A 16,341-nucleotide genomic window follows, 5' to 3' on the forward strand; every position below is an offset into this window, starting at 1 on the left:
TGGAAGGAGAGGGTTGGGGTGAGGTGTAGTCCATCTCCGGAGAGGTCACGCACCTCACCCTGTCCCTCTCCTTCCAGGAGAGGGGACCCGCGCTCCGTCTCGTCAGCTGTCCGACCTAATCTACCGGAGGCCGTATCAAGGAGTTAAAACGGCCTAGGCCGGGCGATCTAAGTGTCTCTCACAAAACTCCCGCTGCGCCGCCGTGCCCAGAGTGAGGACCGACGGTGGTCGGGAGTTTTGTGAGGCACTCTTAGTCCCTTTGCAGGACGCGCGCGCCGGCGGCGGCGGCCATGGCGCGGTTGGCGACGCCGAGGGCGCGCAGCAGGGCCGCGACGTGCACTTTCACGGTGCCCTCGCCGAGTTCCAGGCTGCGGGCGATCTCCTTGTTGGAGCGCCCCTCGACGATGAGTTCCAGCACCTCGCGCTGGCGCCGCGTCAGCGAGATTCCGGAGCCCTCGCCCCCTGGCGCCGGCGCCCTCGCGGGTAGCGGCCCGTCGGCCAGGAAGGCCGGCACGAAGATGCTGCCGGCCAGGATGGAGCCCAACGCCCTCACGAGTTCGGCCGCGCCGAACGTCTTGGGGACGTAACCGTGGCCGCCCGCCGCCAGCGCGGTGAGGATGTCGTTGCGGTCGGTTGAGCTCGAGACGATGGCGGTCTTGACGGAGGGAAAGCACTCGCGCACGGCGCTGAGCGAGGCGGCGCCGGCCATGCCGGGCATGCGCAGATCGAACAGCGCGAGCGCCGCATCGGGCAACTCGGCCAGCGCGGCGAGCGCTTCGTCGAGCGAGCCCGTCTCGACGACCCGTTCGAAGCCGAGATGGCGCGTGAGCAGCGCGGCGACGGCCATGCGGAAGAACTCGTCGTCATCGGCGACGACCGCGATCGGCCCATGGCCACATGTTTCGGGGATCGGGGACCTGTTCGTCATCGCAGCGCATGGCCCCTCATCGGCCCGCTCCCAACCCCGCGCTCGGCGCCTCCAGGTCGGCGATGAGGCGCCGCGTCTCGAAGGACGCGGCCGCGCAGAGGGTCCTGATGCGAGCCAGGGCCGCGTCGAAGCCGGCTCGCCCCTCGTCCGCGATCCGCCGCTCGCCGTATCCGTCGAGCGCGGCACAGGCCGTGCTCAGCCGCGAGAAGCCGATGAGACCGGCGGCGGCAGCGAGCGCGTGAGCCTCGCGCCGCAGGTCCTCACGCATCTGGCGTGTTTCGGGCGATGCAAGGAAGCTCTGCGTCAGGAGCTTGCCGAGATGCGTCAGGAGCCGCACCACGCTCTGCGGCGGCAGCAACCCGAGGTTGGCCTCGTAGGATTCGCGGTCGATCGTCAGCGCGGGTGCCGCGGCGGGGCTCGGCTCCGGCACGGGCCGCGGCGGCGCATCGGGCAACCAGCGGGCGACCATCGCGTGGAGATCGGCCCTCGAGAACGGCTTGCCAAGATGATCGTCGAGCCCGGCCTCGCGAAACGCCGTGACCTGGGCCGGCAGGACGTTCGCGGTCATCGCGATGATCGGAACGCGAGCTCCCGCACCGGGCAGGCAGCGGATCAGGCGGGTCGCCATCAACCCGTCCATGCCCGGCATCTGGATGTCCATCAGCACGATGTCGTAGGCGCTCGCCTCGACCGCCCGGACGGCGGCGAAGCCGTTCTCGGCGATGTCGACGGTATGTCCGGCGGCCCGCAGCATGACGCCGGCCAGTTCGCGGTTGATGTCGATATCCTCCACGAGCAGGATTTTGGCGGGCCTGGCGGGTGCCACGCAGGCGGGGTGTGCGGCCGTCTCGGCCGGCGCGTCCGCGCGCGGCAGGGTGAGCCTGAACCAGAAGGTCGAGCCGTGCCCGGCCACCGAGTTCACCCCGATCTCTCCGCCCATGCGCTCGACGAGACGCTTGCTGATCGCGAGGCCGAGGCCGGTGCCGCCGACATCCCGCCGGATCGAGTTGTCGACCTGGTAGAAGCGCTCGAACAATCTCTGCTGATGATCGTCGGGAATGCCGATGCCGGTGTCGGCGACGCTGACATGGATGCGTTCGCCCCACGGTGTGCGGCCCTCGTGGCGCAAGCTGAGCGTGATGCTGCCGCGCGGCGTGAACTTCACCGCATTGTTCAAGAGGTTGAGGAGCACTTGCTGCAGCCTGGACTCGTCGCCGACGAGGTGCACCGGGATGCTGGAATCGATCAGGGTCACCACATCGAGGCGCTTGTCGGAGGCCGACGCACCGACGATGGTCAGACAACCGTCGACCAGCGGTTGCAGCGCGAAGGGCTTGAGATCGAGGGTGATGGTGCCGGCCTCGACCGATGCTAAGTCTAGGATGTCGTTGACGATGCCCAGCAGGTTCGCGCCAGACGCGCGCACAAGGTTTGCATAGCGCTGGAGGTCGCCGTCGAGTCGTTCCGAACCGGCGAGCAGCCCGGCAAAGCCGATCACTGCGTTGAGCGGCGTACGGAGTTCGTGGCTCATGGCAGACAGAAATTCGGTCTTGGCGGCATTGGCTCGTTCGGCGGATAAGCGTGCCGCTTCCGCCTCGCGCTTGGCCTCGACCAGCGCGGTTTCGGCCTCCTTCCGGGCGGAGATGTCGAGATTCAATCCGGTTATGTTGCGTGGCGCTCCGCTCTCGTCGTGGCAAGGTCTGCCGATGGCTTGAAGCCAACGCAGGTCACCATTGGCAAGGCGGACGCGGAATTCGACATCGAACGTCGAAGCCCGCTCGACCGCAGCACGGACGGTTCGCAACGTCGGTGCTCGATCCGCCGGATGGATCCGACGCATCCAATCTTTTATATCGATGATTGCGGGCCGGTCGCCGGCCAGACCGTGCAGGCCCGCACTGACGGGAGCGAGAACCATTTCCTGGCTCTCGAACCTCACATCGAATAGGCCCGCGCCGGCAGCTTCTTGAGACAATCGAAGCAGTGCGCTCATCTCTTCGAGCTCGCGACGGTTCCGGATCATGCTTTCGATGTCGAGAGCCGAGACGAGGCGACCGACCAGTTCGCCGTCCGTGACGAGTGGCTTGAACGTCAATTGATGCCAGAGGTCCCGCCCGTCGCCGCTTCGCAGCCGCGCCTCACAGGTGTTACCTCCTGCGCGTCCCACGCGGAGGGCATCCTGAACCAGTTCCTCGTCGTCCCGATGACACCGAGCCAACGAACCGCCGCGACCAGCGATGTCGTCTCCAAAATATACGTAGAATGCCTCATTGGCGTAGATCACCTTTTCTGTATTGGCGCTTTCTACCCAGACGAGTTCTGGAAGCGAATCGGTGATCAGGCGGCAGAGCTCACGGGTTTCTTGTATGCCGATGCCGTTCGGATTTTCCCCACGTCGACGCGTCTCTTCGAGAGATTTGGAAAACGTCGACACTTGAGAAGCCCTTTTCCAGAAATTTATCCGTGGCGCACTTTTACATAAATCATCGGAATTTAATCGATCTACTGACCGAATACATTTGCATCAATAAATCGAGCCAAAGCCTGGACTGCCAATGTATATTTAAAAATCCTATAAACGTCTATTCTTTTAAGAACATAAAACTCTTAAGGTTTTATTAACTACGAGATGGGACCCCTTCCAGGCGCTTAATGACAGCCCCGGAACCTCATCGCTGCCATGGATTCCGCCTCCCACTTTTTTGCGCACTCGCAGTCGGAAGATCGACGCCAACATAGACGGCTGCCCGTAACCGTCTCCGCACGGGTTCTTCACGCTGACAGGCTGTATCGGACCGAAGTTTTGGATTTGAGCGATGGCGGGATGCTGCTGGCTCCGATCGATGCATTGTGCGATGCAGAGCAGCAGATCATTCACATAGAATCCGCAGCCCTTGGTAAGATCGAAGCTAGAGTGGTCTGCGTAAGCAAAATCGGAATTCATGTTAAAGTAGAACTGTCGGCATCGACTTACAGACACGCTGTCGAGCGACTCATCAACATAACTCGCATCTGGACTAAAGAATAATACAAATTATTGCCATATATCTACATTCTAATCTTATAGATTAGATCGCGAAAAACATCCTGCGCGCAATTTTGATTAGAAATTTCGGTTTTGAAACAAATAAAAAATTTGATCGATTTATAACCAGTCATATCTCGACGTACCTTTAGCAGGCCGCCGAGAAAGTCTGGCGTCCCGTTCGGTTTGGATGACTGTCGCTGCCGTGTGGGAGATTGCCCATCCTGAAGCGGCTCGACCCGGCGGCTTTGGCGGGTCCGCGGGACGCGCCTCGGCCAGAAGCCTGGGCAGGCGCACGAGGTTGTAGGCGACGGCCACGAAAGAACCGGGCATCCGGATCGATGGTCGAGGCATCGGCCGCGTTCGAGCGTGTCTCGTTGCGCAAATCGCGCTCGCCTTTGCGGCCCGCCCCGGCGGTTCGCCCGGGCCGTCTTTCAGCCGGAAGCGCGTCATGCGCGCCCAGGCCTCGATCGACGTGCCGTCGAGGGAGAAGGGGTCGCCCGACAGGATCGTCTCCGGGTCAGGCCTGACAGCGACTTCTTCAGCAGCCTGGTAGGGTTGATCGAGCCGGCCCCGCACGAGCGCTCGCGATGGCTTCGCGCGCGGCGCCCTCGTCAGGCGACGCGCGCACCGCTAAAGCCGGGGGATCGATCCGCGAAAGCAGCGCATGGTTCCGCACCGTCTCGTCATGGCCGTCCTTCTCTGCCTCGGCACCTTTCATGCGGATGCCGCCGAGCGGGTGGTGGCACCGAGCCTCTGCCCCGACACCGCGCCCGAGGGCGTGCGGCTGCCGGCGCGGGCCGGGTGCGGGAACGGCGGGCCGCCGCGCGCCGCGCGGGACGCGCGCGGGGTCCGTGAGATCGACGGCGTGCAGATCCGGGTCGGCGGCCGGGTGAGCGTCGAATCCGGCCTCCGCCGATGACGTTTCTCGCCGGAGCGCTGGCGCTTCTCCTGATGTGGTGGTTCGGGCGGGACGCCCTGCGACGCTATCCCGCGCTCTCCGCGCGCCTCGTCCGGCAGGTCGGGGGCTATGTCGCCCTGGCGGCGGCGGGCCTGCTTCTCGTGCGGGGCCGCATCGAGATCGCGCTCCTGCTCGGGGCCGGAGCCGTCTGGCTGCTGGAAGGGAAGCACGGGCTGACGCGGCGGGCGCGGGGGCTCGCCGCGCGCTACGATCCGCGCCGGCTCATCGGCGCGACCATCCGCTTCGACGCGGAGGGGGAGGGGGTCGCCCTCGTCGGCCCCCATGCGGGTCGGTCGCTCGCGACGATCCCACTTTCCGGCCTCCTCGCCCTGTTCGGGCGGGAGGCGGAGACGAACCGGCGCCTAGAGGCGTATCTGGACGGCCGGCATCCCGGCTGGCGTGTAGACGCTGAGGCTGATGCCGACGCGCGGGCGCGCCGCCCGGCGTATCCAGGGGCGATGACGGAGCAGCAGGCCTATGAGATCCTGGGGCTTGAGCGCGGGGCGTCCCTGGAGCAGGTCCGCGCGGCTCATCGGACGCTGATGAAGCGGCTGCACCCCGACCAGGGGGGCACGGCCGAGCAGGCGGCCCGCGTCAACGCGGCCCGGGACAGGCTTTACAACCGACATCGCTGATACTCCACGCGCGTTGCCAGACGGGATGGGCAGTCGTCGTCGCCCGCCCGGCGAAACACGTCGGGCGAAGCATAAAATCAGAAGCGCTGGACGAAGGCGGTCAGCTGCGGGTGGCGAAGCAGCTGAAGCCGCTGCGCTTCAGAGCGTTGCAGGCGTCCTGCGCCGTGTCCTGCTGGGCGAAGCCCGAGAAGCGGGCCCGGAACAGGGTCGCGCCGCCATGCTCGACCTTGACCGTGTAGGGCGCGGCCTTGGAGAGCGCACCGCCGGCGCGGCTGCGGGCATCGGCGAGCATCGACTTCGCCTTGTCCTCGTCGTCCATGGCGCCGAGCTGAATCACCCAAGCCGTCGGGGTGATCCGGGCACCGGCCACGGGCTTCGGCGCCTCGGTGCGGGGGCCGTCGACGGAGGCGAGGCGGGCGTCGCTCTTCCCCCCGGCCGGGAAGGCCGTCTGACCGCCGGAGGGCGCATAGGCCTGAGCGGAGGCCGGCAGGGCGCTCGTACGCCACTTCATGCCGGCGCTACCGGGCGTCGTGGTGGTGCGGTTCGGGCTGATGTCGAGGGGCTGACCGCCCCGGACGGTCGAGGCGGTGGTCTCGATGTCGTCGTCGTCCGCCGAGGCGACCTGCGTGCGGGTGCGCGAGGCGCCGTCGGCCACCACGGCCGGCCGGGCGCGCTCGGCGACCTCGACCGCCGGGGGGGCCTGGCGCGCACCCGCATAGGCGCGCGGCAGGGACTGGCGCACGAGGTCGGCCATGATGCGGTCGCGGCTGGCGCCCGACTTGCCGCCGAGCACGATCGCGACGATCTGGCGGTCGTCGAGCCGGGCCGCCGTCATCAGGTTGAAGCCGGAGTCGCGGGTGTAGCCGGTCTTGATGCCGTCGACGCCCTGGACGTTGCCGAGGAGCCGGTTGTGGTTACCGATCACCCGGCCCCGGAAGGCGAAGGAGCGGGTCTGGAAGTACTTGTAGTAGCGCGGGAAGCGGTCCTGGATCGCGCGGGCGAGCACCGTGAGGTCGCGTGCCGTGGTGATCTGGTCGGCATCCGGCAGACCGGAGGCGTTGGCGTAGTTGGTCCGCGTCATGCCCAGGGCCTTGGCCTTCTGGGTCATCATCTCGGCGAAGCGCGGCTCCGAGCCGGCGATGTTCTCACCGATGGCACAGGCGACGTCGTTGGCGGACTTCGTCACGATGGCCTTGATCGCGTCCTCGACCTCGATGGTCGAGCCCGGGCGCAGGCCGAGCTTCGAGGGCGCCTGGGCGGCGGCATGGGCCGAGATGCTGAGCGGCGATTCCAGGGTGAAGCGGCCGCGCTCCAGCTGCTCGAACAGCATGTAGAGGGTCATCACCTTGGTGATGGAGGCCGGGTGGCGCAGCGAATCCTCGTTGATCGCGTGCAGCGTCTTGCCCGTCTTCACGTCCACCACCATGGCGGCGTAGGGCGGGTTGTATCCCCCGCCGCCACCGCCGCGATGATGGTGGCCGCGTCGCGCCTCCGCAGGGGAGGCGAGCGCCGTGAGAACGGCCGCCGCCGCGATGGCGGCCGACAACGCAGGCACCCGACCGGCGCGGGGAGAAGGGCTACGCATCACGACTCACTGCCTCGACATGCACGGCTCCGGGGAGCCGGCTTGCACTGCAACAACTGGGCGCGGATCGCGGAACGTGCCGCCGTGACCCCGCAACATCTGTCAATCAGGCTAGGTCGACGCAGTTACGGCCCGGTTAATGGCAGCGCGCCAATTTTCCGATCGGATGCCTCATATTGCGTTGCAATATAACGCTTGACGTTTGATGCTGCATTGCACACATCTGAGCCACGGGTCCTGAGGGGGCCCTGCGGGCATGCGCCCGACAAGTCAGGGACGGCCCGCATGGGCTTCGATAAGGATCGCCAGATGACCCAGATGTTCGAGAAGGCCGCCGAGCTCAACAAGACCGGCCTGTCCAAGGTGATGAAGGGCGTCTCCTCGCTCTCGAAGGCCAACCAGACCGCCGGGATCGAGATCGCCGATTTCGCCAAGGAATCCTACGCCGCTGGCGCCGAGACGATGAAGAAGCTGGCCACCGCGCGTAGCCCCCAGGCCGCCATGGAAATCCAGGGCGCCTACCTCAAGGCCTCCTACGAGCGCCTGCAGGGCCACGCCAAGGTGATGACCGAGCTCTACCAGGGCCTCGCCCAGGACATCGGCGCCCCGGTGGCCGGCGGCGCCTCGTTCGACCCCAAGGCTTTCTTCGACCCCAAGGCTTTCTTCGACGTGAAGGCCTTCTTCGACCCCGCCAACTTCCCCAAGGTCCCCGGCTTCCCGGCCGTTTCGGGCTCGAAGCAGGCCGCCTGAACACCGGGCTGCGGCGAGGACCAACCCTCCGCCGCCCACGCCGAACGATTCCGATCCGGCCCCGCGCGAGACCTCGCGCGGGGCTTTTTTTCGCCCGAAAGCCCAGCTTCGCCAAGGGTGGAGCGACGGGTGGAGCGACGGCCGGCCGGCGCCGCCTCGGACAAGTGCGCGCAGCCGACTGGCGAACCGGCCGATCGCTCTATAGATTGCTCTCGATGCGAGCGCGCCTCGCCGGCGCGACCCGCGGACCCGCAGCTTCACGAGCAGCATGCCGCACCAAGGGGTCGATGCGATTCAGATGACCGACGTCCTGCCACGGGGCAGCGAATCGCCGTGCGCGAACGGCCCCGAGACGATTTCTGGAACCCGCCGCGCCACGCCCGTACGCGCGGCCGACGACCCCCGCGAGCCGGGAGGCAACGACGACGGCCGCTCGGGCACGGCGATCATCACGCGGACCAAGCCGAAGACCAAGCGACCGAGCCTCTACCGGGTTCTGTTGCTGAACGACGACTACACGCCGATGGAGTTCGTCGTGCACGTGGTCGAGAAGTTCTTCAACAAGTCGCAGGAAGACGCGTACCAGATCATGATGCACGTGCACCACAACGGTGTCGGCGAGTGCGGGGTGTTCACCTACGAGGTCGCGGAGACCAAGGTGACGCAGGTCATGGACTTCGCCCGCAAACACCAACATCCTCTCCAGTGCGTTATGGAAAAGAAATAGGCATCCCACACAGAGGCCACGCTTTGCCCAGCTTCTCTCGCAGCCTAGAACAAGCTCTCCACCGCGCCCTGGCGCTCGCCGGCGAGCGCCGGCACGAATACGCGACGCTGGAGCATCTCCTGCTCGCCCTCGTCGACGACCAGGACGCGGCCGCGGTCATGCGCGCCTGCAACGTCGAGGTGGACACCCTCAAGCGCAGCCTCGTGGAGTACGTCGACACCGAATTGTCGAACCTCATCGGAGACGGGCGCCAGGACGCCAAGCCCACGGCGGGCTTCCAACGGGTGATCCAGCGCGCGGTGATCCACGTGCAATCCTCCGGCCGCGAGGAGGTGACGGGTGCCAACGTGCTGGTGGCGATCTTCGCCGAGCGCGAAAGCCACGCCGCCTACTTCCTGCAGGAGCAGGACATGACCCGCTACGACGCGGTCAACTACATCAGCCACGGCATCGCCAAGCGGCCCGGGGCCTCCGAGGCCAAGCCCGTGCGCGGCGCCGAGGACGAGCCGGCGGCCGAGCGGCCGAGCGGCGAAGAGGGCGAGGGCCGCGCCAAGAAGAAGGGCGATGCCCTCGAGGCCTATTGCGTCAACCTCAACAAGAAGGCCCGCGACGGCCGGATCGACCCGCTGATCGGGCGCGAGGCCGAGGTCCAGCGCACGATCCAGATCCTCTGCCGCCGGCAGAAGAACAACCCGCTCCTCGTCGGCGAGCCCGGCGTCGGCAAGACCGCGATCGCGGAAGGACTCGCGCGCAAGATCATTAACAAGGAGGTCCCCGAGGTCCTCATCGACGCGACCGTGTTCTCCCTCGACATGGGAACGCTGCTCGCCGGAACCCGCTATCGCGGCGACTTCGAGGAGCGCCTGAAGCAGGTGATGAAGGAGATCGAGGCGCACCCGAACGCGGTGCTCTTCATCGACGAGATCCACACGGTGATCGGCGCCGGCGCCACCTCCGGCGGCGCCATGGACGCCTCGAACCTTCTGAAGCCGGCGCTGGCCAACGGTAGCCTACGCTGCATCGGCTCGACCACCTACAAGGAGTACCGCCAGTACTTCGAGAAGGACCGCGCCCTGGTGCGCCGGTTCCAGAAGATCGACGTCAACGAGCCGTCGATCCCCGACGCGATCGAGATCGTGAAGGGCCTGAAGCCGTATTTCGAGGAGTTCCACAAGCTCAAATACACCACCGACGCGGTGAAGGCGGCGGTCGAGCTCTCGGCGCGCTACATCAACGACCGCAAGCTGCCCGACAAGGCCATCGACGTCATCGACGAGACCGGCGCCTCGCAGATGCTGGTGCCCGAGGCGCGCCGCAAGCGCACCATCGGCGTCAAGGAGATCGAGGCCACCATCGCCACGATGGCGCGCATCCCGCCCAAGACCGTGTCGAAGGACGACGCGGTCGTGCTCAAGAACCTGACCGAGAACCTGAAGCGCGTGGTCTATGGCCAGCCGAACGCCATCGAGGCGCTGACCTCGGCCATCAAGCTGGCGCGCGCGGGCTTGCGCGATCCGGACAAGCCGATCGGTTCCTACCTGTTCGCGGGTCCGACCGGCGTCGGCAAGACCGAGGCCGCCAAGCAGCTCGCCGCGTCCCTCGGCGTCGAGATGCTGCGCTTCGACATGTCCGAGTACATGGAGCGGCACACGGTCAGCCGCCTCATCGGCGCGCCCCCCGGCTATGTGGGCTTCGATCAGGGCGGCCTGCTCACCGACGGCATCGACCAGCACCCGCACTGCGTGCTGCTGCTCGACGAGATCGAGAAGGCGCATCCGGATCTGTTCAACATCCTGTTGCAGGTCATGGACCACGGCAAGCTGACCGACCACAACGGCAAGCAGGTCGATTTCCGCAACGTGATCATCATCATGACCACGAATGCGGGCGCCTCCGACCTGGCGAAGTCGGCCTACGGCTTCACCCAGTCGAAGCGCACGGGCGACGACGTGGAGGCGATCAACAAGCTGTTCGCGCCGGAATTCCGCAACCGTCTCGACGCGATCATCTCGTTCGGCCACCTGCCGAAGGACGTGGTGGCGAAGGTGGTGGACAAGTTCGTGCTCCAGCTCGAGGCGCAACTCGCCGACCGCAACGTCACCATCGAGCTCGCCGACGAGGCGCGCGACTGGCTGACCGAGAATGGCTACGACGACGCCATGGGTGCGCGCCCGATGGCCCGCCTGATCCAGTCGACGATCAAGACGCCGCTGGCCGACGAGGTTCTGTTCGGCCGGCTCAAGGACGGCGGTGCCGTCCGGGTGGTGCTGCGCAAGCCCGAGGCCGGCGAGAAGGACGGTCTGGCCTTCGAGTTCCCGGCGGGCCCCGTCACGCCGAAGCCCGAGAAGGATGTCACCAACGCGGCCAAGAAGCACAAGCGCACCCGGGCCAAGGTCGCCACGCGCAAGCCGAGCGATAAGCGTGACGACAAGGGCGGCCCGAGCGGCGGCTCCGGCGGTGTCCGCACCGTCCCGAAGGTGCCGCTGGTCAAGGCCTGAGGCGCGGGCGAACCGGCCTTCCCGAACGCATCGGGGAGGCCGGTCGCCACTCGCCGCACCTCGACGGCTCCCGAAATCCGTGTCCGGCGGTCGACACGGGGCGACCGGATGGTTAGCAAGCGCGACGACGGAGAGCGGGCACTGAGACAGACCGACCGGGAACGCCTCCCCAGCGCAGCGATCGACCGAGGAGGGGCGTCCCGATGAACGACTTGCACGAGGGCCCCCTCACGCCCGTTTCCACCGCGCAACCGATGCCGCCGAAGCTGACGCGGCGGGAAGAGCGTCAGCTGCGCCGCAGGCGTCGCCGCCGGGGCGAGGAGATCCTGGGCTGGATCGTGGTTCCGGTGATCGTGGTCGGGATCTACTGGGGCGTCACAGCCGGCCTCGACTTCCTCGGCACGTCCCCGGGCCAGCTCTGGGACCAGTTGATGCAGGTCAAGGCCATGATGGAGAAGCGGAACTGAAAACGCAGACGGCGTCCGGTCGATGCGTTCGATCTCCGCCCCGAGTCATCGTTCCGGGTCGCCTCGGGCAAGCCCGGAATCCAAACCCGCCGGCAGCGACGAACCTCGCATCCCTGGCGTTTCCGCATCCCAGGCTCCGCTGCGCGGCCCCGGGATGACGGCGATGTGTATGACACCGAGGCGATCGAGCGGGAGAGCGATCAATTCCGCGTGAGCGCGTGGATCGAGAACAGAAGGTCGGGGTCGGTCCAGACCTCGCCCGCGATCCAGCCGGCCTCTCGCGCCAGATCGCGAAACCCCTCGACCGTGTATTTGTAGCTGTTCTCGGTGTGGATCGTCTCGCCTTCCGCGAAGGCGATCCGGCGGTTGGCGAGGCGGAGTGTCTGAGCCTTCAGGCTGACGAGATGCATCTCGATGCGCGAGGCCTCCACGTCGAAGAAGGCCCGATGCGCGAAGGCGTCGATGTCGATCTCGGCTCCGAGTTCGTGGGACAGGCGCACGAGCAGGTTGCGGTTGAAGGCCGCCGTCACGCCCGCGGCATCGTCGTAGGCGGCATCGAGCACGGCCCGGTCCTTCACCAGATCGACACCGATGATCAGGGTGGCCTCCGGCCCCAGCACCCGGCCGAAATGCGCGAGCAGGCGGGCGGCCTGCGGCGGCTCGAAATTGCCGATGGTCGAGCCCGGGAAGAAGCCCGCCACCGGGCCGGCGAGCCCCTCGGGGAGGGTGAAGGCGCGGGTGAAGTCGGCGGCCACCGGGGTGATGGAGAGGTGGGGGAAGTCCCGCCCCAGCGCCTCGGCCTCGCTGCGCAGGAAATCCGCCGAGACGTCCACCGGCACGTAGCCGGCGAGATCCGGCCGATGCGCCATGAGGCGCCGCACCTTGGCAGTCGAGCCGCTGCCGAATTCGACGAGGTTGGCCCGCGCCGGCAGGGCGGCCGCGATGGAGGCGCCCTGGACGTCGAGGATGCCGAGTTCCGTCCGGGTCGGATAGTATTCGGGCTGGCGGGTGATGGCCTCGAAGAGGTCGGAGCCCGCCTTGTCGTAGAAGTACTTCGCCGAGAGGAATTTTCGCGGCGCGGTCAGGCCCGCGAGGGCATCGTCCAGGAATTGCCGCCCGGCATCGGGTGCGGCGATGGGCGTTGCGTCCGTGAAGACGGGATTGATGGTCAAGGGACGTCTCCGGATACGCGACGGGTCTGGAACAGGATCAGACGTGGGTGTCGGACAGGCGCAGGCCCGTGAACTGCCAGCGCTGATGCGGATAGAAGAAGTTGCGGTAGCCCACCCGCGCATGGCCCTGCGGCGTCGCCACGGAGGAGCCGCGCAGCACGAACTGGTTCGACATGAACTTGCCGTTGTACTCGCCCAGGGCCCCGTCCACCGGGCGGTAGCCCGGATAGGCCGTGTAGGCGCTGCGGGTCCATTGCCAGACGAGGCCGAACGCGTCGGAAAGCGCGTCCGCGCGGGCGGCCACCTCCCACTCGAACTCGGTGGGCAGGTCGCGCCCGGCCCAACGCGCATAGGCGTCGGCCTCGTAGTAGCTGATATGCGTGACGGGAAGCGCCGGATCGACGGGGCGGAATCCCGCGAGCGTCATGGTCGCCCAACCGTCGCCCTCGCGGCGCCAGTAGCCGGGCGCGTCCCAGCCCTCGGCCTGGGCGGCGATCCAGCCGTCCGAGAGCCAGAGTTCGGGCCGCGCGTAGCCGCCATCGGCCATGAAGGCGAGCCATTGGGCGTTCGTCACCAGCGCGCGATCGATGCGGCCGGCCTGGATCAGCACGTCGTGGCGCGGCGATTCGTTATCGAACGAGAAGCCCTCGCCCGCGTGACCGATCTGCGCGATGCCGCGCGGGAGTTCGGCCGACCCCGCCATGCCCTGGGGCTGAGGGAAGCGCCATGCGGCGTCGTAGGCCGGCCCGAGGGGGTTCTGCGCGAAGGCGTGCAGGATGTCGGTGATCAGCAACTCCTGGTGCTGCTGCTCGTGGTAGAGGCCGATCTCCAGCACCGGCAGCACGGCGTCGAGCGCTCCGGCCGAGGTCTCGCTCAGGAGCGCGACGACGGCGCGGTCCACGTGGGCGCGGTAGCCGGCCACCTCGTCGGCCGTGGGCCGGGTGATGAGCCCGCGCATGATGCGCGGCTGACGCGGGCCGGCGGCGACGTAGTACGAGTTGAAGAGATAGTGCAGCCGCTCGTCGTAGACGCGAAAGCCCGGCAGATGCTCGCGCAGCAGGAACTGCTCGAAGAACCACGTCGTGTGCGCGCGGTGCCACTTCGTCGGGCTGGCATCCGCCATCGACTGGACCTGCTGGTCCTCGGGCGAAAGAGGAGCGGCCCGCCGCTCGGTCTCGTCGCGGACGTGACGGAAGGCGGCGATCCAGGCCGCTCGGTCCACCGGGCGGGCCGAAAGGGTCGGCGGCGGGAAGGCGGCCCGGTCCGTCACCTCGTCACGGGTCTCGCGAAACGCTGCCGTCGCTGCCATGGCGGCCACTCCCTGATCCATCCACATCCCGAGATATGGCCGCGCGCGCATTCGGCAACGGAGGATCGTCCGGTCCCATCGTCGCGCCGGCGCCCATCCCCGATCCGTCGCCTTTTTCCGGCCACGGTGACATCCCCTTAACCGTCGCCGGCCGACACTCGCCCTTTGACGCGAGACAGTCGGACCGAGACTCGGGATGCGGATCGATCTCATGGCAGGAGCGACCACGGGCGCCGTGGCACGGGGCGTGGCGCCGAACCCCACGATCCTGGTCTTCGATTCCGGCCTCGGCGGGCTCACGGTGCTGGAGCAGGTCCGCCGGGCGCGGCCGGACGCGGCCTACGTCTACGCCGCCGACGATGCGGCGTTCCCCTACGGACTCCTCTCGGAGCCGGTGCTGGTGGCGCGGGTACTCTGCGTGATGGAGCGCCTCATCGGCCTGCACGCACCCGACCTCGTGGTGGTGGCCTGCAACACCGCCTCCACCCTCGTACTGCCGGCCCTGCGCCAGCGCTTCGCCACGCCCTTCGTCGGCGTCGTGCCGCCGATCAAGCCGGCGGCGGAGGCCACGCGCTCGCGGGTGATCAGCCTGCTGGCGACGCCCGGCACCGTGGCGCGCGCCTACACGCACGACCTCATCGAAACCTATGCGGGCGCCTGCGCGGTGACCCTGGTGGGCGCTCCGAACCTCGCGGGCTTCGCGGAGGCCGAACTGGCCGGCAGCCCCGTCGACGACGCGGCCCTCGCCGCCGAGATCGCTCCCTGCTTCGTGACCCTGGAGGACGGCCGGCGCACCGACGTGGTCTGCCTCGCCTGCACGCACTACCCCCTGCTGCTCGCCCGCTTCCGGGCACTCGCCCCCTGGCCGGTGACCTGGATCGACCCGGCGCCGGCCATCGCCCGGCGGGTGACCCAGCTGCTCGGGCCCGTGGACCGCGACGCCCGCGACCTGTCTCCGGTGCGCGGCGCCTTCACCGGCGGGTCGGGGCTGACGCATCCGCTGCGCCGCTCCCTGGCCGCGCGCGGCATCACCGGCGTCGCGGTGGAGGCGATGCCGCTCGGCCTGCAATAGGCGGCAGGAGGCCGGTTCCGCGCCGGCCCATCGGCGCGCCGAGGATGGGATCGATGCCTGTCATCACCGCATCGCCATGCCGCGCCTCGCCCGGTGGTGCGACGCGGCCTCGGTGGTGCACCGGACGCGGGCAGAGGCGGGGCTGCCGTCCTCGGGAGAAGCGGACCGGCGCATGCGCGACGAGGGCCGCTCCTCCAAGCTGCGTCACCCGCGTGCCCTGCACCCGACCCTGACGTACCGGGCGCCCAGGCCCGGCCCCGATCCGCCCCGCGAGAAGCGCCGAGCCGGCTCGGCATTGACGGGCGCGCATCGCTGCTCTAACGAGGCGCCAGCGACGGGGCTCCGATGAGGGGCCCCGCTGCATTTTCAAGCGCACCCGTGGGCGGCCATGTCCGTCCTGTCGCTTCGCTCCCGGCTTCGGCCCGGGCGCGTAGAGAGGAGGGCGCGTTCCTCGATAGATCTCCATTGCGAGAGGAACCGCGATGTCAAAACGCATTCAGGCGAAGCACAAGCTCGATCGCCGCATGGGCCAGAACATCTGGGGCCGCCCGAAGAGCCCCGTCAATCGCCGCGAGTACGGCCCCGGCCAGCACGGCCAGCGCCGCAAGGGCAAGATGTCCGACTTCGGCACGCAGCTGCGCGCCAAGCAGAAGCTCAAGGGCTACTACGCCAACATCACCGAGAAGCAGTTCCGCCGCTACTACGCCGAGGCGATCCGCCTGCGCGGCGATTCCGGCGAGAACCTGATCGGCCTGCTCGAGCGTCGCCTCGACGCCGTGGTGTACCGCGCCAAGTTCGTGCCGACCCCGTTCGCGGCGCGTCAGTTCGTCAACCACGGCCACGTCAAGGTCAACGGTCAGCGCGTCAACATCGCCAGCTACCTCGTGAAGCCGGGCGACCTGATCGAGGTCAAGGATTCCTCGAAGCAGCTCGAGATCGTCGTCGTGGCCGCGCAGCTCCCCGAGCGCGACGTGCCGGACTACATCGAGGTGGATCACTCCAAGATGACGGCCCGCGTCACCCGCGTGCCGAACCTCGGCGAGGTTCCCTACCCGGTCCAGATGGAACCGAACCTGGTCATCGAGTTCTACTCGCGCTGATCCTTCCGGATCATCGCCGAAGACAGGCAAGGGCCGCCCGCGAGGGTGGCCCTTTCTCGTTGCCGGCGTCGCGGTGGATGCGAGCCCTCAGGCGAGGGCAGGTGATTCCTGA

The 16,341-nt window shown here is 67.6% G+C and carries 14 protein-coding genes; 9 read left to right on the forward strand and 5 right to left on the reverse strand.

What is annotated here, in order from left to right:
* Positions 1–250: 250 nt before the first annotated feature.
* Both MKK54_RS14660 and MKK54_RS14665 read right to left on the reverse strand, forming a co-directional pair.
* On the reverse strand, positions 251–928 hold the full coding sequence (locus tag MKK54_RS14660; RefSeq protein WP_244011919.1) for a LuxR C-terminal-related transcriptional regulator: 678 nt from the start codon (positions 926–928) through the stop codon (positions 251–253).
* 16 nt (positions 929–944) lie between these two features.
* Positions 945–3,362, reverse strand: coding sequence for an ATP-binding protein (locus tag MKK54_RS14665; protein WP_244011921.1), 2,418 nt, complete (start codon positions 3,360–3,362; stop codon positions 945–947).
* 246 nt (positions 3,363–3,608) lie between these two features.
* On the opposite strand from MKK54_RS14665, the gene MKK54_RS24765 reads away from it, so the two are divergent.
* The 3 genes from MKK54_RS24765 to MKK54_RS14680 all read left to right on the forward strand — a co-directional run bounded on the left by MKK54_RS24765 (position 3,609) and on the right by MKK54_RS14680 (position 5,549).
* Complete coding sequence (locus MKK54_RS24765) at positions 3,609–3,956, forward strand: PilZ domain-containing protein (protein ID WP_409564190.1); 348 nt, start codon at positions 3,609–3,611, stop codon at positions 3,954–3,956.
* Between the two features lie 664 nt (positions 3,957–4,620).
* Positions 4,621–4,875: a hypothetical protein gene (locus tag MKK54_RS14675; protein WP_244011923.1), complete on the forward strand. Its 255-nt coding sequence runs from the start codon at positions 4,621–4,623 to the stop codon at positions 4,873–4,875.
* Positions 4,872–5,549 carry a J domain-containing protein gene (locus MKK54_RS14680; RefSeq protein ID WP_244011925.1) on the forward strand — a complete coding sequence of 226 codons (678 nt, stop codon included), beginning with the start codon at positions 4,872–4,874 and terminating at the stop codon, positions 5,547–5,549. The genes MKK54_RS14675 and MKK54_RS14680 overlap by 4 nt, the downstream gene beginning before the upstream one ends.
* A 100-nt stretch (positions 5,550–5,649) precedes the next feature.
* On the opposite strand, the gene MKK54_RS14685 is transcribed toward MKK54_RS14680, so the two are convergent.
* Entirely contained in the window at positions 5,650–7,134 is a 1,485-nt protein-coding gene (locus MKK54_RS14685) for a serine hydrolase (protein WP_244011927.1), read from the reverse strand.
* 309 nt (positions 7,135–7,443) lie between these two features.
* On the opposite strand from MKK54_RS14685, the gene MKK54_RS14690 reads away from it, so the two are divergent.
* The 4 genes from MKK54_RS14690 to MKK54_RS14705 all read left to right on the forward strand — a co-directional run bounded on the left by MKK54_RS14690 (position 7,444) and on the right by MKK54_RS14705 (position 11,576).
* Positions 7,444–7,884, forward strand: a complete 441-nt coding sequence (locus tag MKK54_RS14690) for a phasin family protein (RefSeq protein ID WP_244011929.1) — start codon at positions 7,444–7,446, stop codon at positions 7,882–7,884.
* Between the two features lie 298 nt (positions 7,885–8,182).
* Positions 8,183–8,611 carry an ATP-dependent Clp protease adapter ClpS gene (gene clpS / locus MKK54_RS14695; protein WP_244011931.1) on the forward strand — a complete coding sequence of 143 codons (429 nt, stop codon included), beginning with the start codon at positions 8,183–8,185 and terminating at the stop codon, positions 8,609–8,611.
* Positions 8,612–8,634: 23 nt separating this feature from the next.
* A complete protein-coding gene (gene clpA / locus MKK54_RS14700) occupies positions 8,635–11,109 on the forward strand; it encodes an ATP-dependent Clp protease ATP-binding subunit ClpA (protein ID WP_244011932.1) in 2,475 nt (824 codons plus the stop codon).
* 203 nt (positions 11,110–11,312) lie between these two features.
* On the forward strand, positions 11,313–11,576 hold the full coding sequence (locus MKK54_RS14705) for a hypothetical protein (protein ID WP_244011934.1): 264 nt from the start codon (positions 11,313–11,315) through the stop codon (positions 11,574–11,576).
* A 200-nt stretch (positions 11,577–11,776) separates the two neighbouring features.
* Here the strand turns inward: MKK54_RS14705 and egtD are convergent, their stop codons facing one another.
* On the reverse strand, positions 11,777–12,748 hold the full coding sequence (gene egtD, locus MKK54_RS14710) for an L-histidine N(alpha)-methyltransferase (RefSeq protein WP_244011936.1): 972 nt from the start codon (positions 12,746–12,748) through the stop codon (positions 11,777–11,779).
* A 37-nt stretch (positions 12,749–12,785) separates the two neighbouring features.
* Positions 12,786–14,057, reverse strand: coding sequence for an ergothioneine biosynthesis protein EgtB (gene egtB, locus MKK54_RS14715; RefSeq protein ID WP_244011939.1), 1,272 nt, complete (start codon positions 14,055–14,057; stop codon positions 12,786–12,788).
* Between the two features lie 196 nt (positions 14,058–14,253).
* On the opposite strand from egtB, the gene murI reads away from it, so the two are divergent.
* Together murI and rpsD are read left to right on the forward strand one after the other, a co-directional pair.
* A complete protein-coding gene (murI, locus tag MKK54_RS14720) occupies positions 14,254–15,129 on the forward strand; it encodes a glutamate racemase (RefSeq protein ID WP_244011941.1) in 876 nt (291 codons plus the stop codon).
* 482 nt (positions 15,130–15,611) lie between these two features.
* Complete coding sequence (gene rpsD / locus MKK54_RS14725) at positions 15,612–16,229, forward strand: 30S ribosomal protein S4 (RefSeq protein ID WP_056189104.1); 618 nt, start codon at positions 15,612–15,614, stop codon at positions 16,227–16,229.
* The last annotated feature ends 112 nt before the right edge of the window (positions 16,230–16,341 follow it).

This window comes from Methylobacterium sp. J-068, from assembly GCF_022829445.1.
In the GTDB taxonomy this organism is placed as follows: Bacteria; Pseudomonadota; Alphaproteobacteria; order Rhizobiales; family Beijerinckiaceae; genus Methylobacterium.

Bases quoted from the DNA above. Each gene is read 5' to 3' on its own strand.
- MKK54_RS14660 (WP_244011919.1), bottom strand. From the start codon at position 928: ATGACGAACAGGTCCCCGATCCCCGAAACATGTGGCCATGGGCCGATC.
- MKK54_RS24765 (WP_409564190.1), top strand. From the start codon at position 3,609: ATGGATTCCGCCTCCCACTTTTTTGCGCACTCGCAGTCGGAAGATCGA.
- MKK54_RS14675 (WP_244011923.1), top strand. From the start codon at position 4,621: ATGGTTCCGCACCGTCTCGTCATGGCCGTCCTTCTCTGCCTCGGCACC.
- MKK54_RS14680 (WP_244011925.1), top strand. From the start codon at position 4,872: ATGACGTTTCTCGCCGGAGCGCTGGCGCTTCTCCTGATGTGGTGGTTC.
- MKK54_RS14685 (WP_244011927.1), bottom strand. From the start codon at position 7,134: ATGCGTAGCCCTTCTCCCCGCGCCGGTCGGGTGCCTGCGTTGTCGGCC.
- MKK54_RS14690 (WP_244011929.1), top strand. From the start codon at position 7,444: ATGACCCAGATGTTCGAGAAGGCCGCCGAGCTCAACAAGACCGGCCTG.
- clpS (WP_244011931.1), top strand. From the start codon at position 8,183: ATGACCGACGTCCTGCCACGGGGCAGCGAATCGCCGTGCGCGAACGGC.
- MKK54_RS14705 (WP_244011934.1), top strand. From the start codon at position 11,313: ATGAACGACTTGCACGAGGGCCCCCTCACGCCCGTTTCCACCGCGCAA.
- egtB (WP_244011939.1), bottom strand. From the start codon at position 14,057: ATGGCAGCGACGGCAGCGTTTCGCGAGACCCGTGACGAGGTGACGGAC.
- murI (WP_244011941.1), top strand. From the start codon at position 14,254: ATGCGGATCGATCTCATGGCAGGAGCGACCACGGGCGCCGTGGCACGG.
- rpsD (WP_056189104.1), top strand. From the start codon at position 15,612: ATGTCAAAACGCATTCAGGCGAAGCACAAGCTCGATCGCCGCATGGGC.